This is a genomic window from Lactococcus sp. KTH0-1S (assembly GCF_052544945.1).
Genome location: NZ_CP195165.1, coordinates 1213784 through 1240224, shown reverse-complemented (window position 1 = coordinate 1240224; position 26441 = coordinate 1213784). Strand labels below are relative to the sequence as shown.

26 protein-coding genes and 1 tRNA gene are annotated in these 26441 nt (G+C 33.1%); 24 read left to right on the top strand and 3 right to left on the bottom strand.

The genetic code is table 11. From position 1 onward, the window contains the following. Positions 1-223: 223 nt before the first annotated feature. Positions 224-1324, top strand: a complete 1101-nt coding sequence (locus ACRYLU_RS06095) for a lactate oxidase (RefSeq protein WP_181022848.1) — start codon at positions 224-226, stop codon at positions 1322-1324. Between the two features lie 60 nt (positions 1325-1384). Here the strand turns inward: ACRYLU_RS06095 and ACRYLU_RS06090 are convergent, their stop codons facing one another. Beyond that, positions 1385-2860 (bottom strand): alpha-amylase, encoded by a 1476-nt coding sequence (locus tag ACRYLU_RS06090; RefSeq protein ID WP_038600867.1) that lies wholly within the window; start codon positions 2858-2860, stop codon positions 1385-1387. 237 nt (positions 2861-3097) lie between these two features. On the opposite strand from ACRYLU_RS06090, the gene ACRYLU_RS06085 reads away from it, so the two are divergent. The 7 genes from ACRYLU_RS06085 to ACRYLU_RS06055 all read left to right on the top strand — a co-directional run bounded on the left by ACRYLU_RS06085 (position 3098) and on the right by ACRYLU_RS06055 (position 13457). Further along, positions 3098-4000, top strand: a complete 903-nt coding sequence (locus tag ACRYLU_RS06085; RefSeq protein WP_058203089.1) for a hypothetical protein — start codon at positions 3098-3100, stop codon at positions 3998-4000. Positions 4001-4215: 215 nt separating this feature from the next. Next, entirely contained in the window at positions 4216-6165 is a 1950-nt protein-coding gene (locus ACRYLU_RS06080; RefSeq protein ID WP_038600873.1) for a cation:proton antiporter, read from the top strand. Between the two features lie 329 nt (positions 6166-6494). After that, the gene (locus tag ACRYLU_RS06075) at positions 6495-7202 is read left to right on the top strand and encodes a hypothetical protein (protein WP_038600875.1); all 708 of its coding nucleotides are present in this window, start codon (positions 6495-6497) and stop codon (positions 7200-7202) included. Between the two features lie 269 nt (positions 7203-7471). After that, positions 7472-8938: a helix-turn-helix domain-containing protein gene (locus ACRYLU_RS06070; protein WP_118263368.1), complete on the top strand. Its 1467-nt coding sequence runs from the start codon at positions 7472-7474 to the stop codon at positions 8936-8938. Positions 8939-9305: 367 nt separating this feature from the next. Further along, complete coding sequence (gene glpK / locus ACRYLU_RS06065; RefSeq protein WP_038600881.1) at positions 9306-10802, top strand: glycerol kinase GlpK; 1497 nt, start codon at positions 9306-9308, stop codon at positions 10800-10802. 35 nt (positions 10803-10837) lie between these two features. Beyond that, positions 10838-12667 carry a type 1 glycerol-3-phosphate oxidase gene (glpO, locus tag ACRYLU_RS06060; protein WP_038600884.1) on the top strand — a complete coding sequence of 610 codons (1830 nt, stop codon included), beginning with the start codon at positions 10838-10840 and terminating at the stop codon, positions 12665-12667. A 52-nt stretch (positions 12668-12719) separates the two neighbouring features. Next, positions 12720-13457, top strand: coding sequence for an MIP/aquaporin family protein (locus ACRYLU_RS06055; protein ID WP_038600887.1), 738 nt, complete (start codon positions 12720-12722; stop codon positions 13455-13457). A 472-nt stretch (positions 13458-13929) separates the two neighbouring features. On the opposite strand, the gene ACRYLU_RS06050 is transcribed toward ACRYLU_RS06055, so the two are convergent. Continuing rightward, complete coding sequence (locus ACRYLU_RS06050; RefSeq protein ID WP_038600890.1) at positions 13930-14772, bottom strand: aldo/keto reductase; 843 nt, start codon at positions 14770-14772, stop codon at positions 13930-13932. 491 nt (positions 14773-15263) lie between these two features. On the opposite strand from ACRYLU_RS06050, the gene ACRYLU_RS06045 reads away from it, so the two are divergent. The 7 genes from ACRYLU_RS06045 (at position 15264) to ACRYLU_RS06015 (ending at position 18914) form a co-directional block, all read left to right on the top strand. Beyond that, positions 15264-15506 carry a GlsB/YeaQ/YmgE family stress response membrane protein gene (locus tag ACRYLU_RS06045; protein WP_038600893.1) on the top strand — a complete coding sequence of 81 codons (243 nt, stop codon included), beginning with the start codon at positions 15264-15266 and terminating at the stop codon, positions 15504-15506. Between the two features lie 34 nt (positions 15507-15540). Then, positions 15541-16101, top strand: a complete 561-nt coding sequence (amaP, locus tag ACRYLU_RS06040; protein ID WP_118263369.1) for an alkaline shock response membrane anchor protein AmaP — start codon at positions 15541-15543, stop codon at positions 16099-16101. A gap of 9 nt (positions 16102-16110) precedes the next feature. Beyond that, positions 16111-16299 carry a DUF2273 domain-containing protein gene (locus ACRYLU_RS06035; RefSeq protein ID WP_011835142.1) on the top strand — a complete coding sequence of 63 codons (189 nt, stop codon included), beginning with the start codon at positions 16111-16113 and terminating at the stop codon, positions 16297-16299. 20 nt (positions 16300-16319) lie between these two features. After that, positions 16320-16871, top strand: coding sequence for an Asp23/Gls24 family envelope stress response protein (locus tag ACRYLU_RS06030; RefSeq protein WP_038600901.1), 552 nt, complete (start codon positions 16320-16322; stop codon positions 16869-16871). A gap of 124 nt (positions 16872-16995) precedes the next feature. Beyond that, positions 16996-17529 carry a hypothetical protein gene (locus ACRYLU_RS06025; RefSeq protein WP_445080765.1) on the top strand — a complete coding sequence of 178 codons (534 nt, stop codon included), beginning with the start codon at positions 16996-16998 and terminating at the stop codon, positions 17527-17529. 18 nt (positions 17530-17547) lie between these two features. Next, a complete protein-coding gene (locus tag ACRYLU_RS06020) occupies positions 17548-17946 on the top strand; it encodes a CorA family divalent cation transporter (RefSeq protein WP_445080764.1) in 399 nt (132 codons plus the stop codon). Between the two features lie 38 nt (positions 17947-17984). Then, positions 17985-18914 carry a N(5)-(carboxyethyl)ornithine synthase gene (locus tag ACRYLU_RS06015; protein WP_445080763.1) on the top strand — a complete coding sequence of 310 codons (930 nt, stop codon included), beginning with the start codon at positions 17985-17987 and terminating at the stop codon, positions 18912-18914. 472 nt (positions 18915-19386) lie between these two features. On the opposite strand, the gene ACRYLU_RS06010 is transcribed toward ACRYLU_RS06015, so the two are convergent. Then, complete coding sequence (locus ACRYLU_RS06010) at positions 19387-19788, bottom strand: MerR family transcriptional regulator (protein ID WP_023189244.1); 402 nt, start codon at positions 19786-19788, stop codon at positions 19387-19389. A gap of 215 nt (positions 19789-20003) precedes the next feature. Here ACRYLU_RS06010 and ACRYLU_RS06005 point away from each other — a divergent pair, with 215 nt between their 5' ends. The 9 genes from ACRYLU_RS06005 (at position 20004) to arsA (ending at position 26439) form a co-directional block, all read left to right on the top strand. Next, the gene (locus tag ACRYLU_RS06005; protein ID WP_029343960.1) at positions 20004-20477 is read left to right on the top strand and encodes a flavodoxin family protein; all 474 of its coding nucleotides are present in this window, start codon (positions 20004-20006) and stop codon (positions 20475-20477) included. Between the two features lie 16 nt (positions 20478-20493). Next, positions 20494-21351, top strand: coding sequence for an aldo/keto reductase (locus ACRYLU_RS06000; RefSeq protein WP_195228612.1), 858 nt, complete (start codon positions 20494-20496; stop codon positions 21349-21351). A 571-nt stretch (positions 21352-21922) separates the two neighbouring features. Further along, positions 21923-21996, top strand: a tRNA-Met gene (locus ACRYLU_RS05995). Positions 21997-22100: 104 nt separating this feature from the next. Continuing rightward, positions 22101-22301 (top strand): hypothetical protein, encoded by a 201-nt coding sequence (locus tag ACRYLU_RS05990; protein WP_029343959.1) that lies wholly within the window; start codon positions 22101-22103, stop codon positions 22299-22301. A gap of 130 nt (positions 22302-22431) precedes the next feature. Next, entirely contained in the window at positions 22432-22632 is a 201-nt protein-coding gene (locus ACRYLU_RS05985) for a cold-shock protein (protein WP_012897093.1), read from the top strand. Positions 22633-22910: 278 nt separating this feature from the next. Continuing rightward, positions 22911-23111: a cold-shock protein gene (locus tag ACRYLU_RS05980; protein WP_011835124.1), complete on the top strand. Its 201-nt coding sequence runs from the start codon at positions 22911-22913 to the stop codon at positions 23109-23111. Positions 23112-23977: 866 nt separating this feature from the next. Continuing rightward, positions 23978-24301: an ArsR/SmtB family transcription factor gene (locus ACRYLU_RS05975; RefSeq protein ID WP_021723433.1), complete on the top strand. Its 324-nt coding sequence runs from the start codon at positions 23978-23980 to the stop codon at positions 24299-24301. Positions 24302-24315: 14 nt separating this feature from the next. Beyond that, positions 24316-24711, top strand: a complete 396-nt coding sequence (gene arsD, locus ACRYLU_RS05970; protein ID WP_023189248.1) for an arsenite efflux transporter metallochaperone ArsD — start codon at positions 24316-24318, stop codon at positions 24709-24711. A 12-nt stretch (positions 24712-24723) separates the two neighbouring features. After that, positions 24724-26439 (top strand): arsenical pump-driving ATPase, encoded by a 1716-nt coding sequence (gene arsA, locus ACRYLU_RS05965; RefSeq protein WP_242327513.1) that lies wholly within the window; start codon positions 24724-24726, stop codon positions 26437-26439. The last annotated feature ends 2 nt before the right edge of the window (positions 26440-26441 follow it).

The window sequence follows — 26441 nt, the reverse complement described above, 5'->3', positions numbered from 1 at the left end:
GAAAATGAATTTTTCTATCAAAAGTAAAGAACCAAACCTTATCGTACCACCTTTTAAAATAATAATATAAAAGAGTAGTTTTGCTACTTTTTTAATTTATCTTTTTATATAAGTTTTAGTTTATAAAAAAATAAATCTTTCATTTGTGTATTTTTTAAAAATAAGATGTATAATGTATTTATCATCTACAGATGTAAACTTTACAAAAAATAGGAGAACTAAGATGACTTATAAAACTAGTACTGAAAACAAAGCGTTAGAAATTGTAAATGTTAAATCACTTGAAGGTAAAGTGAAACAAAGTATGGAGGCTGCGGGAAATAAAGGTGCCTTTGGCTACATTCGTGGTGGCTCTGAAGATGAGTGGACACTGAATGAAAATACATCAGCATTTAACAAAAAACAAATTATGCCTCGAGTATTAAGAGGAGTTGATTCTGCAGATTTAAGTACCTCACTCTTTGGTATAAAGCTAAAAACACCGATAATCCAAGCACCAGTTGCCGCCCAAGGCCTTGCTCATGAAGAAGGAGAAGTTGCAACTGCTAAAGCGATGGCTGAAGTTGGCTCAATCTTTTCAATTAGTACTTACGGAAGTACATCAGTGGAAGACGCCGCAAAAGCAGCACCAGGTGCACCGCAATTTTTCCAATTATACATGAGTAAAGATGACAAATTTAATGAATTTCTTTTGAAAAAAGCTGTATCAGCTGGAGTTAAGGCGATTATTTTAACCGCTGATTCAACACTAGGTGGCTATCGAGAAGAAGACGTTATCAATCACTTTCAATTTCCTCTACCAATGCCTAATTTAGCTGCTTTTTCAGAAAGTGATGGAACTGGCAAGGGAATCAGCGAAATTTATGCAGCAGCAAAACAAGGTCTTGTTTTAGAAGATATTCAAAAAATTAAAAAAATAACTAATCTTCCTGTAATTGTTAAGGGGGTCCAATCTCCTATTGATGCAGATGATGCCATTAACGCTGGGGCAGACGGTATCTGGGTTTCAAATCATGGGGGACGACAATTAGATGGAGGACCTGCTTCAATTGATGTCCTACCCCTCATCGCTAAAAGTGTTAATCATCGAGTTCCTATTGTTTTTGACAGTGGAGTTAGACGTGGGGAACATGTCTTCAAAGCTTTAGCACAAGGAGCAGATGTTGTTGCGGTAGGTCGTCCAGTTCTTTATGGTTTGAATTTAGGGGGAGCCAAAGGCGTTCAATCTGTTTTTGAACACTTAAACAAAGAGCTAAGTATTACTATGCAACTTGCTGGAACAAAAAATATTGAAGAAATCAAACATACCTCATTGATTGACTAATAGTTCAAATAAAAAAGTACCTTATTAGAGATACTTTTTTTATCCTATTTGATAAAGTAGTTAGTTTTGAAAGTTCATTTGATCAATTTTTGAAACAATTTCCTTATCTACCCAAACCGAAACACTTCCATCATTGACGTAAAATTCAGCTCCACCATTTTGATCCAGCGTAATAGGTATTTCATGTCTTCCAAATAAATCTATATAAACTTTACCTGCATACGCCTTATCAATTATCATATATTTTGAGCCACCATTTTTATTAGTTAAAATACATGATAATCCATATTCCTTATTATCTATTTTTAAAATATTTGTCCATCCAATAATATCAGGATGATCAAAATAATCATTTTCCCTTAAAAACTCAGAGTCCTTACGTAATACTATCATAGTTCTTAAGTTATCACCTACAGGATTAACATTATGTGAGGGTATTCCATATAAATCTCCCCAAAAGACAGTAGGAGTTCCTTTTTTTCGAAGTAAAATTAAGCTATAAGCGTGCTCTTTAAACCAAGCTGGAATCCAAGATTGAAGAGCCTGTCCTTCTTGAGTATCATGGTTGTCAACAAAAGTGACCGAGAGTTCTGGCTGGCTGGCAGTGAGTGTGTGATCAAAAAGAGTACGCATATCAAATTCTCCATTGGTTGAAGAGGCTTCTTTCATATTAAAATGTAGTGGTACATCAAATAATTGTATTCTATCACCGGATTGTTCTAGATAATACTCTAATTTGCCAAGATCATCAGACCAGTACTCGCCAACAATAAAAAGTTTTTTATCCAATTGCTTTGCTCTCTGTTCAAGCCATTTATCAAAATATTTGAAATCAATATGTTTAATTGCATCTAATCGAAAACCATCAATTTTTGTCATTTCTGAAAACCAATGTCCCCATTTTTCAAGCTGTTCTACCGTTTCCGAAACACTAAAATCAAGATCAGCCCCCATTAAATAATCAAAATTATTATTCTCTGAATCTACATTCTCATCCCATTCATGTCCTTCAAATTCAAGAATTTCTTCTTGATTTTTCCTTTCATCATAATCAATTCCCGTAAAGTTGTGCCAGGTCCATATATAATTGTCGTATTTTCCTTGTCTTCCTGGAAATGTAAATTTGGTCCAAACTTCAACAGTTTTATTATTTTCGATGTTATGAAGATGATTATCTTCTGCTTTAATATCAGCTTCAATAGTTTCTGTTTCATCAGCACCCATCATGTGATTAAAAACGATATCCGCATACACTTCAATATTGTTGTGGTGTAGTGTATTAATTAAATCAAGATATTCATCTTTAGTCCCATATTTTGTAGGAATTGTCCCTTTTTGATCAAATTCCCCTAAGTCGAATAAATCATAGGTCCCATAACCAACATCTTCAACTCCAGAAGCTGCCTTGGAAGCTGGAGGTAACCACAATCCTGAAAATCCTAACTTTCCTAAGTCAGGAATATTCTCTTTTATATTATTCCAGTGCTGAGAATCTGAGGGTAAATACCATTCAAAAGCTTGAAGGATTGTTTTCATAAAATCATTTCTCCTTTTTAAAATTGATACAATTCTTTTCTAAAAACTAGCGCTATTAATAATTAGTATACACAAAAAGGAATCTGAAGGACAGCAGAATGTTTTAGAATTAATTAGAATATTCAAAAATATAATACTATCATCATTGGTGAATGTATTTTTTGTAAGACGATATTTTTGAATATTCTGAAATTTAATCATACAATGAATTTATACTGAATTGAAAGGAGTTAGAACATGAAAGAAATTTCTTACAGCAAAATACTCTTAGTAGCTAAAAATGCACATCTTTATTTTTTCGATTCCTTAAATAATATTGATGTAATTTCAGGACGCCGATTAGTCCATTTTATAAAAAGTGATTTAGGAAAGCACCGGCTTGCCCGTTATCAGCTTATTATATTTTTAGATTCTGGTTTTAAAGCTAACTATCCTAATATTATAAAGGATTTTACCGAGGCAAAGATGATTCTATTTTTTTGGAATCATTTGACTCAAAAATATATTGATTTGCTACACACCTCTAGAGAAATAGGAGTAATTGATTCCTACTATAGTTTTGACCCTATTGAAGCAAAAAAATATGGGCTCTATCATAATTCTACTTTTTATACTCCTTGTATAAATTTACCTCTTCAAATACCAGATTATGATTTGTTTTTTGGAGGAAATGATAAAGGAAGAACTCAACTTGCACATGTTATTTTAGATAAATGTGCCAGTTTAGATATTTCAATATTACTTTATATCATTAATGGAGAAAAAGGTTTTAAAAATAAAGGATATTTACCCTATCCAAAATTTTTAGAGTTCTTAATTAATAGTAATGGTATTCTTGAAATTATGCAAGAAAACCAGACAGGTTTGACCTTGAGAACAATGGAGGCTATTTTCTTTAAGAAAAAATTAGTTACAACAAATAAAGCCATCAAGCATTACCTATTTTATCATCCTGATAATATTTTTATTTTAGGAGAGGACTCAATAGAGAACTTATCTAATTTTTTGGAAAAAGACTATCATCCGCTAGAACATGATAAAATCAATTTTTTTGAAAGCCAAAACTGGTTTGACAGATTCTTATTTCCTGAAAAAGAATTACTGAATATTGAATATCGTGATAGTTTACTGGATGGTTAAAATGTTCAGCAAAATTACTAATGACCAAATCAAAATAAATAAAAAGACGTCAAAATAGATGTCTTTTTATCATTATATTAATAATCTAAATCACTTTTATATACTATGAAAATGACAAATCGTCTTGTATATTTCATAAATTTTAATACTAGTCTTGGAAACCCAATCTTGAACATGTTATACTGTAAGAGTATAAAAATTAGGAATGGTGTTTTATGTCAGCTATTAGTTTTATTGCTGTGATGATGATTGGTGTTATCGGGGCAAATATAATCAAAGAGTTTTTTCCACAAATTTCAGAAACTTTTATCTTGATTGGTGTGGGCCTTATTTTGAGTTTCCTACCAGAATTTCAAAATTTTGAATTGGAGCCAGAGTTTTTTATGATGTTAATCATTGCTCCATTAATGTTTTATGAGGGAAGTAAAACTTCATTAAAAAAAGTACGAAAAAATTTTAGAGGAATATTTTTTCTATCAATTACTTTAGCAGTGGTGACTGTACTTTTAGTAGCAGTGCTTACGAATAATATAATGGGGAGTTGGATTTTTCCTTTAGCTATCTGTTTTGCAGCAATTGTAACGCCAACAGATGCTGTTGCTGTAAAATCAATAATTTCTGGAAAGAAAATGCCCGAAGGGGTTAATGAAGCCGTTGAATTTGAATCTTTATTTAATGATGCAACAGGGCTAGTTTTATTGAGCTTAGGATTATCTGTTTTAGAGAGTGGGCATTTCAGTATTTGGGAAGGACTTGGTCGCTTTATATTTGTCTCAATTGGTGGAATTATAATTGGTTTAGTTGTCGGTGCTCTACTGGTACGAATTAGGACGGCAATCAATCTCAGAGCAACTCGGCCAGAAGCTACCATAATTCCTATTTCAATTCTAACCCCCTTCTTTATTTATTTGTTAGCAGAACATTTTGGAACTTCCGGTGTTCTATCTGTAGTTGCTGCTGGGTTGATTCATAATTTTGAAGGAGATATGCTCAAACTGACTTCAACAAATGTTCAATTAACGAATAATACAATCTGGGAGATTTTAAGCGATATTCTGAATAACTTTGTTTTCATTCTCTTGGGTGTAAGTCTATTTGGAATTTTGGACATTTTTAAATCACTTGGTTGGAAAGAATCAATTGTACTATTTTTGATAAGCGTTTTAGTTTATTTGCTAATGTTATTTATAAGAAAATTTTGGACTAATAGAAAAGGAAATAGATCAATCGAACACTTCTTCTCTGATGTAAAAGAAGAGCGTAATAGTGATTCAACAATTTTTGCTTTGTCAGGAGCCCATGGAACAATGACATTAGCAATGGCTTTCTCTTTACCTTTGAATACTAGTATTTTGAGCAACGAGAATAGGGAAATTATTATTACAATGGCCGCTATTGTTATTCTTTTAAGTCTTATTGTACCAACACTGATTCTGCCAAAATTATTACCGGCACTTGGAGGTGAAAGTACTGATAATATCAATCAGGTTCGTAACGATATGGTTGATTATGCGATTCTTCATATGGTAGAAGAAATTGAGGATAGTAAAGTTCGTAGTAGTCTTACCAAACAACTACAATCACAAAAAGGATTACAAATCCCTGACCACACTAAGAGTAGTAAATTAATGGACGAGATAATAAGTTGGCAGGAAACATTACTTGATACAACAACTATAAAAGCACAATTTTCATCTAAAGTTATTGACTATTTTAGAATTTATCTAGAAAACAGTAGTAAACATTCAACTAGTAAGAAAATAAGACGATTATTCTCTAAAAGACGACGTGGCAGAAGAATAGACTCAGTAGAAATGCAAGAATTTGCGACAATAAGAACTGATATAAGCCGACTAGAAAGTAGTTTATATCAACAAACAATCGAAAAATTAAGTTCTCTTGAAAAAGAGCGATTAGAAAATAAGATAACTGACTTTAGTGATATAGAAGAAGTAAAACATATTTTGGAAAACAGACATTATCGTATTCGCAACGAAATTCAAGAAGATACAATTATTCCAAACGAATTACTCATAGAGGCTTTTCAACTTGAATATCAATTTGTATTGAACCAGGTAAAAACTGATGTAATTTCTAAAGAAACAAGTAATAAACTTTTTAAAGAGATAAATAATGCTCAAGTTTTACAATTACAGAAACAATAAAAAGCCTATTGAGGCTTTTTTCTAAAGTAACTAAATATATTACCAATAAAGTTGATTCGCATGGTTCATAGCAACGATAAACGATTATGTTCCAACAAACAGCCGTTGGATCGTTACCCCCTTTATTAGAACTCAGTTGATTACTGGTAATTATCAATTCTATTTGCTAGAATATGCTTGTGTTGGACAAGAGCTTATGATGTTGGAGTGTCTTTATTATTTCATTGATAATAATAAAATCAGTCTGTAACTAGTAATGGATGCCTAATGAATTTACAAAAATTTAAAAGATTGTTGCTAGAGAAATTGATACATGGAGGTAATGATAGATGAAATTAATACTATCATCAATTTTGTTAGGATTCGGTGGATTTGATCCAGTGGGAGCAGTGCTTATAATGGCTGCACTAGCAAATGGAACAAAGAAAAAACAAGTATATTTATTTTCTTTAATGGCTCTACTTTCCACGGTCGTTTTCGGATTAATATTTTCATACGGTACTAGTATAAGCTTGAATTATTTTATAAATATAATGAATCATATTCCAGATATGGCTTATGTATTTACCGGTTTTTTGATATCCATTGTATGTGTAGCTTGGTTTATAAGATCTACCTTACTAAAAGGAAATAAAGAAAGAGTAGATGATCAGAAAGAATCGAAATTTATGAAATTTGCAAAGAGAAGTATGCCACTTGCAGGTTTTATTTTTGGGTTTTGGGCTATGTCAGATCCGACTTTTTGGGCAGTGGTTGCACTAAGTGCAAAAGAGGGGAATATACTATTAACAACATTATGTTTAACAATTTGGATGTTGTTAGGACAGATTCCTTTATATACTTTAGTAGTATCATTAATATTTAATGTCTATGAAAAATTGATTAAAATAGCAAGTAGGTATTTAGATAAAAATAACCGAAGAAAAAAATTAAGTAATGTCACTAGAATAATAATATCATTATTTATATTAGGTATTGGTATTTATTTTTTTATTGATTCATTGGTATATTTACTAAAAGGGATTTGGTTATATTAGTTTATATATTATCGTGAATTAATATAAAACATGTTTAGTGTTTGATAAACAGATTATAATCTAAGTTTATCTAATCACTTTTATAGTTTAGTCGCAAAATATAGAAGTTTAAAAGAAGAATAAGGCTTTTGGTCATATTCTTTTTAGTGTCCAATTTACTATGTTCATACTGAGCAATTTTTAATAACAAAATATAGGGGAGTGATAAAATAGAATGAGAATATGAAAACTCCTACAAAAAATATTAATTTAGAAAAAGAGGAACAGCTGTGAATATTGAAGTTTTACTTGAAAAGAAAGAACAAATACAGGTTAAGATTTTACGTCAGTTGTTCCTCAAACATGATAAACTAACTGCGCAGGAACTGTGTGATTGGGTAAACCTCTCTCGACCTTCGGTTCAGAGTTATTTGGAGGATATATCTTATATAGGACGGATGATTGGGAAACCCATGGAAGTTATTCGTCAGAACAATAAACTCGTTCTAAACATGTCGGAATCACAAACCTTAGATGAAGTCATCAGTTTTTTAATCCAAGATAGTATCAAATATCGCCTGATTCTCTTATTTTTAGAACAAAAAAATTACATGATTTTTGAATTAGCAGAACTCTTGCTACTCAGTGAATCTACTTTGTTTCGCAAAATCAAAGAACTCAATAAACTTTTATTGGAATTTGATATTCAAATCAAAAATAATAAATTGATTGGAGAAGAAAGTCAAATTCGCTATTTTTACTATCTGCTATTTGATTCGCTTCATCCTAAATTTCGACCAGATTTGCTGCAAGTCACTAAATTTCAGGTTGAATTTGTACGGCAACTTGAAGAAACATTAAAAGTAAATTTTTCCGAAAGTAGCAAAGATAAACTTTATCGGTGGTTCGCAATCACAGAAAAAAGGCGGAAAATTACAGATATTCAAATTACTAAATCTTTGGAAATGAAGAAAATATACCAAGATGATCATCTCTATCAACTATTGGATTCTCTTTTTTATCAACATATTTATGACAATCAAAGCAAAGATAACTGTGAAACAATTTTTTTCTACAGTTTTCTCCAATCTTTTTTCATTCTAGATAAAGAAAGTTATTACCGTTTTGATATTTACCGCAGTAAAAAAATTCCAACTGTTCTCTTGAATATTTCTTTAAGAGAGCGAATGTTAAACCACTATCGTCCCCATCGTTTAGGTTTCGAAGAGGAGAAATCCATCAGTTATCAGTTAGCTCAAGTAAACAATAAATTCACCTTTTTCCAAGGTAGCCTCTTTACCAAAATTCAAGAAGATTTGATGCTACATAAACAAAACTGGGTCGATAAGAGTTTTCAAGATTTACTCGATAACCTCAAAGATATTGCTTTAAGTTATATACCCAAAGAGCAAGATTTGCCAGAACTCATTTTTGGTTATCGCAATGCCTTGATGTTGCTGGAGCTCTTATCTGCTCAACAATTGACGGTGGCTTATGATTTGTCTGATACACCTGCTTATCAAATCCCGATGGAACAATATCTGAAAAATCACCTCAGATCTGTTGAAAAGATAAAATTGGAGCATTACCAAGAAAGCCAGAACTATGATCTGCTTATCTCAAGTAAAAGAAATGATAGTCGAAAGCTTGTCTATATACTTTCCGAGTTTTCCAGTGATTATGATTTTGAAGAATTATTGTCGCGTATTGAAAGCTTAAAAAAAGAAAAATTTCAAAAAAAAGCAATTTTGAATTAAGAATGAAACACGAAAGAGGGGTGCTCTCCTCTTTTTTTATGTTTTCACGTGAATATTATTTTACATTTATGAATATATTACTGCGTTCCCATTATTTAGCATTTTCTCACTGAATTTATTAAAGAATAGATGAAGAATTAAGAATAGCAACTCAAATAAGGTTAAAATTAAATTGGGGTAGAGACTCCCTCTCTCATTATTTCTTAGTAAGCACAAACTGCCCAAATTCAAGTAATTTTTCTATTCGAATCTGTTGTTTATTTTCGACTGCCAATTTTTTTTTGAATTTGATAAAAAATGAAAGTTTCTATTCGTTTTAAAATGCTATAATATAAATCATAGAAAGCGTTTACAAAGGAGAAACAACATGACAGAAACTTCTTACATTATGGCAATTGACCAAGGTACAACAAGCTCAAGAGCTATTATATTTGATAAACATGGTAAACATATCGGCAGCTCCCAAAAGGAATTTACACAGTACTTTCCTAAAGAAGGTTGGGTGGAACATGATGCCAACGAAATTTGGAACTCTGTTCAATCTGTTATCGCAGGAGCATTTATCGAATCTGGTATTAAGCCTGTGCAGGTTGCTGGTATTGGTATTACTAACCAACGTGAAACAACCATTATCTGGGATAAAAAAACAGGTATACCAATCTACCATGCTATCGTTTGGCAATCACGTCAATCTTCCAATATTGCAAATGGTCTTAAAGATGCAGGGCATGATGAACTCTTCCACAAAAAGACAGGACTCATTGTCGACTCATACTTTTCAGCTACAAAAATTCGTTGGATTCTTGACCATGTTGAAGGAGCACAAGAGCGGGCGGAACGAGGCGAGCTGCTCTTTGGAACAATTGATACATGGCTTTTATGGAAGTTGACAGATGGCGATGTACATTATACAGATTACTCTAATGCCAGTCGTACTATGCTCTACAACATTCACGAGTTAAAATGGGATGAAGAAATCCTGAAAATTCTGAATATCCCGGCTTCAATGCTTCCAGAGGTTAAATCTAACTCAGAAGTTTATGGTGTGACAAAAGGATTTCATTTCTTCGGATCTGAAGTACCAATCTCAGGTATGGCTGGTGACCAGCAAGCCGCATTATTTGGTCAAATGGCCTTTGAACCAGGGATGATTAAAAATACTTATGGTACAGGTTCATTTATCGTGATGAATACGGGTGAGAAACCACATATTTCCAAAAATAACATGCTCACAACAATTGGCTACGGTATTAACGGAAAAGTTTATTATGCCTTAGAAGGAAGTATCTTTGTTGCAGGTTCATCAATCCAATGGTTACGTGATGGTTTGAAGATGTTGGATCGTGCCAGTGATTCTGAAGAAGTTGCACTCCAGTCTATGAGTCAAGATGAAGTTTATGTGGTTCCAGCTTTTGTCGGCCTTGGCGCACCATATTGGGACCAAGAAGCACGTGGTGCAATGTTTGGTTTAACACGTGGAACAACAAAAGAAGATATTGTGAAAGCAACCTTACAAGGGATAGCTTATCAAGTCCGTGATGTAGTAAGCACCATGAAAGAAGATACAGGAATCGATATGTCTGTACTCAAAGTAGATGGTGGCGCAGCAAATAACGAATACTTGATGCAGTTCCAAGCCGATATCTTGAATATCCCTATTCAACGTGCGGGAGATTTGGAAACGACAGCGCTCGGTGCAGCCTTCCTAGCAGGTCTTGCAGTTGGTTTTTGGAAAGATTTAGAAGAACTCAAAGAATCTTATGAGCCTGGCAAAATTTTCCAAACGCAGATGCAAGAAGAACGTAGAGAAGAACTCTATGCCGGTTGGAAAAAAGCTGTGAATGCAACACGCGCTTTCAAATAATAATCAATTAGACAGTAACATAAAGGAGAATAGAAATGGCTTTTTCTAAAAAAACAAGACAAGAAGCAATCACCAAAGTACAGAATGAAGAAATGGATTTACTCATTATCGGAGGTGGTATTACTGGTGCTGGATTGACTTTACAAGCGGCAGCCACTGGCATGAAAGTTGCTGTGCTTGAAATGCAGGACTTTTCAGAAGGAACATCGTCACGTTCAACGAAACTCGTGCATGGGGGTATCCGTTATCTAAAAAACTTTGATGTCGAAGTCGTTTCCGACACTGTTTCAGAACGTTCTGTTGTTCAAAGTATTGCGCCACATATTCCTAAGCCAGACCCGATGTTACTTCCTATTTACAATGATGAAGGCAAAACGACTTTTGATATGTTTTCTGTGAAAATCGCCATGGATTTGTATGATCGGTTGGCAGGTATTGATGAAGGTTCTCCATATGCCAACTATACCATCTCACCAGAAGAAGTGCTACGCCGTGAGCCACTGATCAAGAAAAAAGGTTTGCAAGGTGCAGGGGTTTATCTTGACTACCGTAACAATGATTCACGTTTGGTGATTGACAATATTAAAAAAGCTGTAGAAGACGGCGCAAAAGCCATCAGCAAGATGAAAGTGATTGATTTTATCTATACTGATGGACAAATCTCTGGTGTTCGGGCGCGTGACTTATTGACAGATGAAGTCATTGAAGTAAAATCTAAACTTGTGATTAACACAAGTGGTCCTTGGGTAGATAAGATACGTTACTTGAACTTCACTCGTCCGATTGTGCCAAAAATGCGTCCGACAAAAGGAGTCCATCTCGTGGTTGATGCTGCCAAATTACCTGTGCCTCAACCAACATATTTTGATACAGGAAAACATGATAAACGTATGGTTTTTGCCATTCCACGTGAAAGTAAAACGTATTTTGGTACGACAGATACGGATTATCATGGTGACTTTAACGATCCAAAGGTTACTCAAGAAGATGTGGACTACCTTTTAGATGTCATCAATTTCCGTTATCCTGGAGCAAATATCACGATTAATGATATTGAAGCTTCATGGGCTGGATTGCGTCCATTGCTAGGCGGGAATTCGGGTTCAGACTATAACGGAGGTGATAACGGTGCAGTTTCTGAGACTAGCTTTAACGCTGTCGTAGAGGCTGTGCTTCGCTATAAAAATAAAACAGCAACTAAAGCTGAAGTAGAGCATTTATTGAGCAATATGGAATCAAGTCTTTCAGAGAAAGCAGATGCACCATCTTCCGTTTCTCGTGGGAGTTCACTTGAACGTGAGAGCGATGGTTTGATTACTTTAGCTGGTGGAAAAATCACTGACTACCGTAAAATGGCAGCAGGTGCGATGGAGCTTATTTGTCAACTACTTGTTGAGGACTTTGATTTGAAATATGAACCAATCGACTCTAAAAAATACCAGATCTCTGGTGGTGAATTTGATCCAACTAAGGTTGAAGAAGTTGTTGCTGAAAACATGAAAATCGGTGTTGTTGCAGGTCTTACAGAAGAGGAAGCGAAATACATAGCGGACTTTTATGGAATGAACTCACTCCAAGTTTTTGCCTATGCTTCTGAAATGAAACCTTATGAAGGCTTATCTTTAGCAGAATCAGCCCGTCTGCGCTATGCGCTTGAGGATGAAATGATCTTGACACCGGTAGACTACTTGCTTCGTCGCACTAACCATATTTTATTTATGCGTGAAAGTATAGATACAATCAAAGTTCATGTCGTCAATGTCATTGCGGACTTCCTCGGTTGGTCTGTAGAAGAAAAAGCAGAACAAGAAAAAGCTTTGGAAAAAGCGCTTCGTGAATCTGACTTGTCAGACTTGAAGAAATAAAAAGAGTTCGAAGATAATTGAAACAAATAAAAAATAGAAATAAGGAGTCAATATGCACTCAGAAATGGTACAGCTACTTGGTGAATTTTTAGGAACATTTATCTTAATACTTCTTGGTAACGGGGTCGTTTCAGGCGTTGTCCTGAACAAAACGAAAGCAACAGGAGCGGGTTGGGTTGCTATCACTCTCGGTTGGGGATTTGCAGTAATGATGGGGGTTTACATTTCTGGATTTATGTCGCCTGCCCACTTGAATCCAGCAGTAACAATTGCAATGGCAATGATTGGGAGCTTTAGCTGGAGTTTGGTTATTCCTTATATTATTGCGCAAATGCTTGGTGCAATGGTCGCTAGCATTATCCTCTACCTAATGTTTTACCCTCACTATGCTGAAACAAAAAATCCAGCAGATATCTTGGGCACTTTTTCTACAGGTCCTGCTCTTCGTCAGACAAGCTCAAATTTGATTAGTGAAATTGTAGGTACTGCAGTATTGACGACAGGAATTCTCGCCTTCGGTCAATACGCTATTACGCAAACTTCGGGTGTCTCCCCCCTTTTAGTAGGTGCCATTATCACAGCCATTGGTTTATCACTTGGTGCAACGACAGGTTACTCTCTAAATCCCGCACGTGACTTAGGTCCTCGCATCATGCATGCCATCTTACCTATCAAAGGTAAAGGAGATTCAGACTGGTCTTACGCATGGATACCTGTTTTAGGTCCAATCATTGGCGGTAGCTTAGGTGCCCTTCTCTTTAATATGGTTATTCAATTTGCAAGTAAATAAACTAAAATAATATACAAAAAAAGAGTTAGAAACAGTACTAACTCTTTTTTTTTTTTTAAATAAATGAGCCATAAGAAAAAATTTTCTATAATCAAAGTCACATAATCAATTGAGAAAAAATTTAATTCAAATATAATTCTTGATGATGATGGAAAGCCTGTCCAGCATGTTCAAGTGTTTCCTACTTGTACTTGATTTCTGTTGTTAGATTATACATTTTGGTATCGGTAGTCATCTAAGGCCATTCCATAGAGATGTTTGATGATGACACTATAAATGTTCTGTAAGGGGAGATATTGTTTAGTTGTGCATGTCATATATTTTTTATTTCGAATATGGGAATATTGTTAGATTCCTTTAAAATAATTCATTATAGAAGCAAAAAACCACTTGAAAATTTTAGTGGTTTTTTTTGGAAGCAATTCTTCCTATATTCAATTGAAATTAATTATTCAAGAGCATAGTAATACAATTAAACAAATTCTTCATACTCATTGGGATCTTGATTATCTACCCTGCCATCTTCTCGTTTTAAGCTTGTGATTTTATTAATCTCCTCAGAAGAAAGTGAAAAATCAAAAATATCTATATTTCTTCTTTGGTGTTCTGGAGAAGTTGCTTTAACAACAGGTATAATACCTCTTTCAACTTGCCATCTTAAAATGATTTGCCCAGTATCCTTACCATATTTTTGAGCTATGTTTTGAATCAGGCTTTCCTCAAGCTCTTTACTACCTCGGCCTAAAGGGCTCCATGCCTCAGTTAAAATGCCATACTTTTTATTAATTTTCAAAAGCTTTTCTTGAGGCCAGTAAGGGTGAATCTCATTTTGATTAATTGCTGGTATAACACCAGTTTCTTGAATTATTTTATCGAGATGATCTTCCTCAAAATTGGATACCCCAATTGATCTTACAAGACCCCGTTTTTTTGCTGCAATTAGTGCTTTCCAAGCTTCAACATAATTATCTCGCTTTGGTAATGGCCAGTGGATCAAGTAAAGATCAAAATAGCTCAATCCTGTTCGTAATAAAGACTCTTCAATCATCTTCAAAGCATCTTCAAAATGGTGATATTTACCAGGTAGCTTAGTTGTCACAAAAAAATTTGACCGAGGTATGCCAGAACGACGAATTGCTTCTCCAACTGCTCCTTCGCTATCATAATTAGTTGAGGTATCAAGTAAACGATAACCGCTTTGTATAGCCGTTAAAATTTGCTCCACCCCTTCATATCCACGAATCTGAAATGTTCCTAACCCTATTTTAGGAATCAAATGTCCATCATTAAGCGTGTGTTTTTCTTGTTCAATCATTTTCTTGTTCTATTTTCCTTTCTGGTCGTTTAAGTTTATGAATATTATGTCAATAATACTAAACCTTTGCAGGCTTTCAAGTTAACAGAATATCTAACCATTAACTGTATAGTACAAAGTTTAACGTAACTATACTCAATTGTGAAATAATATGTTTATAATTGTTTTTCCAATAGGCTTTACCTCTATTGTATAAGTTTTATCATACCAGGAGCAAATCTTGGATGCAAATTTAGATATTAAAAAATGATCTTTAAAACATGCAATTTGATGGTAGCATATAATATTATTGTGCTCAAAAAATGAGAGATATAATAAAAATTGGGTTAAGTAAAGGACATTATTTAGTTCTTTAATAGTCTTTCTGAGATAGTTGAAGGTACATATAGTATTAATAAATTATAAAATGAGTCATATCATTTGAATGCGCTTTCTAATTGTGTTAGATTAGGTTTAGATCATAAATTGTATTCTAAAGAAAGAGGTGACATATGATTTGGTCATTAATTGTTGGTGCATTAATCGGATTAATCGCTGGTGCGATTACAAATAAGGGAAGTTCAATGGGATGGATTGCTAATATCTTAGCAGGGTTAGTTGGGTCTTTCGTAGGTCAAGCTTTACTTGGGACCTGGGGGCCATCGCTTGCTGGCATGGCATTAATACCATCAATTGTTGGTGCAGTAATTGTGGTTGCTGTAGTTTCTTTCTTCTTATCTAGAATGAATCAGTAGGTCTTAATATCTTAAGATCAAGAAAGGAGGAATTTTGGCAACTGGAAAGAAAATAATATTAATTATCCTTGATCTCGTTTTACTTACGCTTGTTTTACCAATGACTTGGGATTATTACAATTTCATGGAATATGATTGGATGACAACGACCTCTAGTAACATTCCGTTCATAGGAAAATATATGACAGACTATTTGTTTTGGGGGAACATCGTTTTAACAGTCATATTAATTCTCGCCTTGATTGTAATTCTTTTTTACCCTCGAACCTATATGGATGTACAACTCACTTCAAATAATGGAGATTTAACTTTAAAAAAGTCTGCCATTGAGGGTTTTGTAGGTGAAAAAGTAGAAGAAAATGATTACCTTAAAAACTCAAAAATTACTGTTTCACTTTTTAAAAATAAGATAAAAATTGATATAAAAGGTGAGATTGTTCCTCGAGTTGAAGTGGCCCAAAAAGCCCAAGTTCTGGAACAGGAAATCATTGAAGGGTTAAAAAACTTCTTTGGGTTGGAACATACGGTTAAACTTAAAGTAAAAGTCAACACATTAAGTAAAGACGATAACCCTAAACGACAACGTGTTATGTAGGAGGGATCAATGGATTATTTCGAAAAAAATCGATACCCGATTATAGGGGGAATCGTAGGTGCACTCATTGCTGTGTGTATCTTCACTATTGGATTTTGGAAAATGATTTTGGTTTTATTTTTAATAGGATTAGGAATTTATATTGGTCTATTCTTAAAAAAATCAGGAATCATTGATCAATTTATAGATCGTAAATAACATTATAAAAGGAGAATATTATGGTACAAGAAAACATGAAAGCATTTGGAACAATGGCAGAAAAAGAAACTCCTAAAACAAAGGAAACCCAACCAGAAATTAAGGGTGCTTTAACTTATGAAGATAAAGTTGTGCAAAAGATTGTAGGACTAGCATTAGAATCAGTGGATGGACTTCTTTCCGTAGAAGGCGGATTCTTCTCAAATCTAACAGGAAAACTTATTAATACTGATGATGTTACAACAGGTGTTGACGTAGAAGTTGGGAAAACACAAGTTGCAGTAGACTTGAAAGTAGTTACAGAATATCGTAAGAATGTGCCTGATATTTATGAAAAAATTAAAGAAGTCATTCGTAAAGAGGTTGCGGCAATGACAGAATTAGAAGTTGTTGAAGTTAACGTAACAGTCACAGATATTAAAACGAAAGAACAACAAAAAGAAGATGATGTAAGTATTCAAGATCGAGTGACTAGTGCGGCTCAAACAACTGGAAAATTCACCTCTGATCAAGTTGATAAAGTAAAAGACAAAGTAGAAGACAATACAGATAAAGAAGCTAGAGTTAAATAAATTTCTAGATAAATCGTGAGAAATAAAAGCCTCTATTATGAGGCTTTTTTAGTAAGTGACTTCAATTATATAGTTTTTTATTTAGATAGAAGTATCGAGTCAAATAAGTATAAGGAGATCTTTCATGATAGATTATATTGAAGTGGACGGGGAAAATAGTAATTTAAAGGAGCTTAACTGTTCAAACAGTAATTCTTTACACTCAGTGGTATATCTTTTTAACCCTAAAGATAAAATCTACGATTTTTTTAAAGAAGAGTATCAGCTTGATTTGGAAAACCTTTTGTATGAAGAGGAGGAAGTGATACACGAGATATCTGATACAAAGACAGGTAAAAAAGAATTAAAGATACTTTTTATTTTACCTCACCAAAACTTGAAAAATGATTTGAATCGGAAAATAAAGGCTTTAATTATCTTAAAACTAGAGAAAAAGCTCATTATTGTAACGAGTAAGAAAGAAGATTTCATTTCTGATTTTTTTAAAAATACAGGAGAAGGTGTTGAAAGAAGTGAGGTGAATTTTATCCAGCTTTTGAATGTGAGCATCCAAAAAGTGATTGAAGATGTTAAAGAGAAAAGAGAAGAAATTAGTTTGTTGGAAACACAAATACAAAGTTTAGGACCTTCAGAGACAATATTTAATGAAATTTTGTGACTGAAAAAATATCTTATCTTGTTAGATTTTATCATTGATTCCGATAGAAAAATATTAAGCTTTATAAAAAGAGAACAAATGGAAAATATTAAAGAAATTAATATGCAAACTGAAGTAACTCTTCTTGAAGAGAGGATGGACACCTTAGACTCTTTGGTAAGAGCTTATAATAAGTACCTTTCTAGCTTGGATACAATTATAAATAATAATAGTTCCTTTCAGTTGAACAATATCATGAAAACGTTAACTGAGCTTACAGTTGTCTTAACAATACCAACAATTACTTATGGGTTTTGGGGAATAAATCTCAAGTTGCCTTTTCAAGGCGTCCCTTATGGTTCGTTACTTGTAATTGTTATTTCACTTCTAATCAGTGTATTAGTTTGGTACTGGTTAAAAAAGAAAAAATCTCTTTAGAAAAATTTATAAAATTATAAAGAAAAGAAGGAAAAACTATGAAAATTGGCCTAGTAAAAGCAAACTTCCCTGGAGAAAGACGAGTTCCACTCTTACCAAAAGACATTAAAGATTTTAAAAATGAAATATTGGTAGAGGAGGGGTTTGGTAAATTTTTAGATATTGATGATCAAGATTACATTGATAAAGGCTGTCATATTTTATCAAGAGCTGAAGTTTTTGCGGAATCAGAAGCAATCTTCTCGCTAAAACTCATCCAGCCTACTGATTATTCCTATCTTAGAGAGGGACAGATGATTATAGGCTGGACACACCCTTTTGGTTCAGGGCAATCGTTCATGAAAGACCAAGCTCTGCCTAAAAAATTAATTGTAGTAGACTTAGATAGTAACTCACCTTGCATTTATTATGAAAATGAGATATTTGAATCAGGTATTCCGAAGGGTCTATTATATAAAAATAGTTTTTACGCAGGCTATGCAGGGGTTATAGACGCTTTGTTGCAATATGGATTTATTCCAACTGAAGAGACAAAAATAGCTATTTTAGGTTCTGGAAATATTGCGCAGGGTGCCTTTAGTAGTATTTCAAAATATTCCTCAAACATCCGAATGTATTATCGAAAAACAATGTCAATTTTCAAAGAAAATTATACAAAGTACGACATCATTATCAATGGAATTGAAATTGGGAAAGATGATGACCCAATTTTAAGTTTATCAGAACAAAAATCATTGAAAAAAGGGACATTTATTATTGATGTAGCAGCTGATGCCGGAAATACAATTGAAGGAACGCATTTTACTAGTATGGATGACCCCATCTATGAAAATGATGGAAAATACTATTATGTTGTTCCTAATACTCCATCACTCATCTATCGAAATGTGAGTCAAGAATTAAGTAAGATTTTGAGTGAGAATATCTTTAGTGAAGATTGCTCACGATTTTTAAGTATTAAATCTTGAAGAAACAATTATATTTTTATGAGTAAGAATTCCATTGCCGCAGCAGTAATAGTAGCAAAAAATATACTAGCTAATACTATCAGAGAATGGTCTTTCAACTATTTTAGCTTGAACTTAACTTAAAAAATCCACTATTATAATGGCTTTTTTAAGTATTAAAATCTGGTATTGAGGTCAGTATTGTATTTAAAAAAATTATTAGCCATTCATTGGTCGTTCAATAAGAAAAAGCAAACTTTTTCGGAAAGATATACCAAAAAATGAGAGAGCGTTATTATTTTAATCGTTAAAAATAAGATAAGAATCTTTCGTATCAAGGAAGTACTCGGAAAGTCCCAATCTATCTTTGGTACTTTAAAGAACTACTTAGAGAAAATCTATTTATATTTTTTATTAAATTCAACAAATCTAAATAATTTAAAATACTAAAAAATGACTGCATAATTGTAGTCATTTTTTTAAATATAATTTTTTACTCTTTACTTTCGGCTATGAGATTGCTCTCATATCTTATAGTACCATTAAGTACATCATTATAGAACTTTTGCTTATTATCAATATATTCTATTGAATCCTCAACTGTTTTAAGTTTAGCCAAAAGCTCTTGTTTTTTCTTAGCCAACATAATTTTTCGTTCATTAATTGTATCTTGTCCCTTAAGGCAGTATTCCAAGTATTGTTGCATTTCTATAATTGACATTCCGCACTGTTTTAAACATGAAAGACTATTAATCCAATCTACATCATGCTTACTAAAAACTCTATAATTATTTTTATCTCTTTTAACATTAGGAATCAATCCTTTGTTGCAATAAAATTTGAGTGTATCATATGTCATATCACATAAATCACAAACTTCTTTCATAGTATACATAAAAAAATCTCCTAAAATAATATTTATTACTTGACCGGGTGTTACACACGAGTAGTATACTTAAATAGTACCAGAAATTAATAATATAAACAAGGAGATGTGATATACACTTATTTATATTATTAGGTATTTTAATTATAATGACCTCATCAGCTTGGGTACATTAAGTAAAGTGGCTTGCTATATTAGGTCAATCAAAATGAACGGAGGGCGATGTGAATAATCAAATATTGTTTATTAATTCAAGTCAGCACCTGAACGGAAATACAGTCCAGATGGGGATGAGACTTCTAAAAAAATATGATTACAAAACTTTGAGCTTAATAAATTATAAAGTCGGATTTTTAGGGCAAAGTGATAATAATGATGAGTTAGACAAGATATTTACTGAAATTAAAAATAGTAAAGTACTAATCATTGGAACTCCAGTTTATTGGCACTATATGAGTGGTGCATTAAAAACGTTCATAGATAGAAGTTCTGAAAGCAGTCTGGAAAATCCCTTCAAAGGGAAACATCTATACTTTTTCCTCCAAGGTTCAGCTCCGACTGAACTTTCAAAGGAATTAATCCTCTACACTATGGGAAGATTTGCAACTCAAACAGAAATGATTTGGGAAGGTGCAGCTACTAATGAGAGAGAATTGCATCTATTAAAAGTCAAATTTGAAAAAAATAACAGAATTTAAGAAAGTGAGATAAAAAATGAAAACATTTAAATTAAACAATGGGGTAGAAATTCCTGTATTGGGTTTTGGAGTCTTCCAAATTCCACAGGAACAAACGAAACAAGCTGTATTAGATGCAATTGAGGTAGGTTATAGACACATTGATACAGCTCAATCTTATTTTAATGAAGAAGAAGTTGGTGATGCTATTGCCGAAACCATTGTTCCTCGAGAAGACTTATTTATCACCACTAAAGTATGGCTCAGTAACTATGGATATGAGAATACGAAAACTTCTATTAAAATATCACTAGAAAAAATGAAACTTGATTATCTTGATTTAGTATTACTTCATCAACCTTTTGGGGATGTATTTGTGAGCTATAAAGCACTTGTAGATTTGCAAAAAGAAGGTAAAATACGAGCTATTGGTGTATCTAATTTTAATGAACTACGTTTAGCAGATATTATTGCTTTTCAAGATACTGTACCACAGATAAATCAAATTGAAATCAATCCGTTTCATCAAAGAGAGGAGGATTTGCAAAACGCTTTATCACGTGGGAATGTACAATTAGAGGCATGGGCACCATTTGCAGAGGGGAAAAATGGCATTTTTAAAAATGAAATTTTATTAGCTGTTGGCAAAAAATACGGCAAAAGTCCCGCACAAGTCATTTTACGTTGGTTATATGAACGAGGGATTGTCAGTCTTGCTAAATCAGTAAAGAAAGATCGCATGAAACAAAATATTGATATCTTTAATTTCAGCTTAACATCAGAAGATAAGGAACAAATTGGTACTTTACAAACATCTGGTAGCCAGTTCTTTGATCATGATGATCCCAAGACTGTAGACTTTTTTGAAAAACTTGTTAAAGAACGAGAAATTTGATATATAAATCAATATAAAAATATATTTTTTACACTCATCGAACTTATTGGAAGCATTGTCTCCAATATTATTGCAGGAGTTAGTCTTGTAGTTGTACTCATTAATAAACTAATAGTTAGTATTAACTTTTATATGGTGCTATACTTAATTTTATGAGATCACAGTCTCTGTTGTAGAATAGAAACCAAAATTGGTTTCTATTTTTGATTACTATTGTAATTTCGAATTAAAGTGATATACTTAGCTCATGGGTGGTTTAGCGAAAGCACCACACCTTCATCATTAGCTGCTCAATTGTGAGTAGCTTTTTTAAAATAATGTGCAGTGATAATGAATTAAGTCGGTAATAAGGAGCGAGGAACGTCTAACGAATAAGAATAAAGAGAAAAAAGCGATTATAAGCTTACTATTTTTTGGGTTTGTAGTAAGTATATTAGTTATATATCTAGTAATAAGTTTTCTGATGTGAGAAAAATTTTGAGTTATGTTCACAAAAACACTTTTTAGTTAAATAATTATCGAAGTTTAAGGGTTAAATTGACTTTAACTGATATTAGTGTTATACTTGCGAAGCGGGATGGAGCAGTTAGGTAGCTCGTCGGGCTCATAACCCGAAGGTCATAGGTTCAAATCCTATTCCCGCAATATTTTAAGGGCTTTAGGGAGCCCTTATTTTTCTTATATAGATCTCACCCTTAAGTAGTAAAATTTTTTCGTGAAATAGGCAGCGCCTAGAATGGAAGTGAAAAATGAAAACAGGAGATAAAATTACATTATCAAATGGGGAACAAGCAATCGTCGTTTCTGGAGACATTAATCTCTATAAGAATGCACTAATTGTAGAATTAGAAAACCATGATGTCAGGGTTGTGGATAGAGAAACATTGACACTTGCTAAAGCAAATCCGCATGAAAATCTGGGGAATCATAAGAAAATTAAAAAGTTTTAAATAGACCAATTTGACTTTAGTATAGATAGGTGTTACTATTAAAAGGTAGGTTTTGTCTCGAGTTTAAATGTTTTAGGAATGCACTTTTTCGCAAAATAGGATTTACAGATGATGCGAAAGGATGTATTATATGAATAAAGGAACAATAAATTGGTTTAACGCTGACAAAGGCTATGGTTTTATTATGGCAGATGATAGGCAAGATGTGTTTGCTTACCTCTTGTCTATTCAAGGAAATGATTTTAAAAAATACGATGAAGGTCAAAAGGTTACCTTTGATATCAAAATGACGTCTCGTGGGCGTTATGCTTCAAACGTACATAAAAGATAAATGATTTAAAGCATGGGATGTCCTGTGCTTTTTATTTATTGCTATTGCAAAAATGAATTAAAATGTTATACTGAGTGAGGGAAAGATTAGTTGCTTTCCCTACAGTTCATAAAATCCATGTCATTACGATATGGATTTTATTAATGAGAGAGTAGTTTGACATTGAGTATAATTAGTGTTACTATGAAGAAGTAGATTTTGTCATGAGTAAAATGTTTTATAGATTCACTTTTCGCAAAATAAGATTTACAATTTTGTCGAAAGGAAATAAATATATTATGGCAAATGGAACAGTAAAATGGTTTAACGCTACTAAAGGATTTGGTTTTATTACCTCTGAAGATGGTCAAGATTTGTTCGCTCACTTCTCAGCAATCCAATCTGATGGATTCAAATCACTTGACGAAGGTCAAAAAGTTGAATTTGATGTTGAAGAAGGTCAACGTGGACCTCAAGCAGTTAACATCACAAAAGCATAATTATATCTGAAAATCGTGCAAAAACTGGAGTCATTACTTCAGTTTTTTTATATTCAGTTGCAATTATGAGAGGGTATGATATACTTAGCCAGCAAGAGGAAACTCACACTTCCCATGCATAAATTAGGACCACTCTAATATAGAGTGGTTTTTTCAATATCTGTTAATTAAAATTAATATTTAAAAGATTTATAAAAAAACACCTATCACAGCACATAATGATAGGTAGTTTTTTGATGCATGTTCATAGATTAAGAAGTTAATATTTAAAACATACAAATTAATAATATCATATAGATAGTCTTAAGGTCAAAAATAGAGAGATATGTTATAATGGAATACCTTAAACATAAGTGCCAGCGTTTGCTGGCTTTTTAATTTTATCAATAAATTATATATTTTATATCGTAAGCTTTTCGCCCCTCTTTTGATGTATAGTAATCATAAAGATTATTAATTGCTGTTGTTTTTCCTGCGTTTTAAGTACCAGATATAAGTATTGCTTTTATCATTAATTTATCCTCCAAGACTATTTTTATGTAACATGAAGAAGCTAAAAAATTGTCAGTACTATTACTCTCATATCGTTAATTAGCCTTACTTGCCTGTAGAAAAAACACCAAACCATCTTTGAAACACTAAAAACTTTAACTAGAAAGTCACTCCAATTTTTTAATTATAATTAAAGATAAAAAAGAAGTTGTCTTAACCTACAACTTCTTTTTATCTGATTAAAGGCTTCTGTTGACACATAAACTATAATTTACAATAAAAATCAAAACATAAATAGTCGTTTATGTTTGACAATACATAAGCATTTGTTTATATTATATATAAACGTATGTTTATGTTTGAGAAAGGATTTTATGAATTACGAAAAAATTGCAATGAGTTTGAAGGCATTAGCTGAGCCAAATCGTTTAAAAATTGTCGACCTGCTGTCATGTGGAACAAAATGTGCTTGCGACCTATTAGAGCATTTTGATTTTTCACAACCTGCATTGTCCCATCACATGAAGGTTTTAGAAAAAGCAGAAATTATCACTGTTGAGAAAAAAGGGACTTGGAATTATTACACTTTAAGTGATGATTTTGCTAAAGAATTCCAAAGCATGTGTATGACTCTATTCTCACATAATGAAGAAACTTGTGTTTGTGGTACTGATAAAAAATGTAATTGTTCTAATTAAGAAAGGGAACTATAATGAAAAAAATTGAAATTTTTGAAGCTGCGATGTGTTGCTCTACTGGAGTTTGTGGTCCATCAGTTGATTCAGAGTTACTTCGTATTACAAACCTATTTGATACGTTGAAAGAGAACGAGGAGGTGAAAGCTTATCGTTATAATCTTACAAGTAATCCTCAAGCGTTTGTGGTTAACGAAAAAGTTCTGAATCTCATACAAAATCAAGGAAATGATATTTTGCCAATCACATTAATTGATGGAGAAATTCTCAAAACCGAAAGCTATCCAACTTCTGAAGAACTCGGACTAAGCAATATTAATTCTGAAAAAGGAGCTTGTTGCTCAAATTCTCAAGAAGAAGTCAAAGTAGAGGCAAATGCTTCATGTTGTGGTGGGAATACTGGTTGTTGTTAATAGGGAGAAATGATGAAAGCTTACGATCCAAAAAAATTAGAATTGACTAAATACCTGTTCTTTACAGGAAAAGGTGGGGTTGGCAAAACAACCTCTGCTTGTGCAACTGCAGTAAGTCTTGCGGATTCAGGTCATAAAGTGATTCTTGTCAGTACTGACCCTGCTTCTAATTTACAAGATGTATTTCAAACAGAATTAACCAATAAACCAAAAGAAATTCCAGAAATTCCTAATTTAAAAGTCGCAAATTTTGACCCAGTATCTGCGGCAAATGATTATAAAGAAAGCATTGTTGGTCCATATCGAGGAATTCTGCCAGACTCAGCTGTAGAAAATATGGAAGAACAACTTTCAGGTTCGTGTACCGTTGAAATTGCTTCTTTTAATGAATTTGCAGGTTTCCTAACAAATAAGGATGTTGAAAATGAATTTGACTATGTCATTTTTGATACCGCACCAACTGGACATACCCTCAGAATGCTTGCTCTTCCTTCCGCATGGTCTAACTACCTGGATGAAAATGATACTGGTGTTTCGTGCTTAGGTCAACTTTCAGGACTGGGAGATAAAAAGGAAAGTTACGAACGAGCAGTAGAAACATTAGCTAACGGTGAATTAACAACGCTTATGTTAGTAACACGTCCTCAAAAAGCATCAATTGAGGAAGCCAATAGAGCTTCTGGTGAACTTGCGGAACTTGGAATAAATAATCAAAAATTAATTATTAATGGACTTTTAACTCAAGCTGATGATGAAGTATCAAAGATTATTGCCAATCAACAAGAAGATGATTTAGAGCATTTGCCTAACTCTCTCAGTAAGTATGAACTATTCTTTATTCCACTCAGACCCTATAATGTGACTGGGTTAGATAAACTTCGCATCCTTTTAGATACAGTTCAACCCGAATTACCTGAGATTGATTCAGAAATGAGAGAATATCCAGAACTCTCAACTGTGATTGATAATTTTGTCAAAACAGGTAAAAAAATTGTCTTTACAATGGGTAAAGGTGGAGTTGGAAAAACTACTGTAGCGATTAAAGTTGCTCAAGCTTTGCAAAAGCAAGGTAAAAAAGTTCATCTGGCTACCACAGACCCTGCGGACCATCTTAATTTCTACTTGGGAGATACTTCTGGGCTCTCATTAAGTCATATTGATGAAGAAAAGGAACTTCGAGAATATAAAGAAGAAGTTTTAAGCAAAGCAAGAGAAACTATGTCAGGCGATGATTTTGACTATGTTAAAGAAGACTTGGAATCACCATGTACGCAAGAAATTGCAGTCTTTCGTGCTTTCGCTGAAATTGTTGAAAAAGCAGATGATGAGATTGTAGTAATTGATACTGCGCCAACTGGTCATACCCTCTTATTACTTGAATCAACTCAAAGCTATGCGAAAGAAGTTGAACGGACAAGTGGTGAAGTTCCAAAATCAATTCAAAAACTTTTACCAAGATTACAAAACTCTGATGAAACAGAAGTTTTGATGGTGACTCTACCAGAAACCACTCCAGTTTATGAATCAATGCGATTAGCAGATGATTTAGATAGAGCAAATATTGTACATACTTGGTGGTTAGTAAACCAAAGTATGAGTGCAACTCATACCTCGAACGAAGTTTTGAAAGCACGTGCATCAAATGAAGTAGAATGGATTAATAAAGTTGCCAAACTTTCTAATCAACACTATGCAGTAGCTAAATGGCAAGCTGACTTTGAAAAATAAAG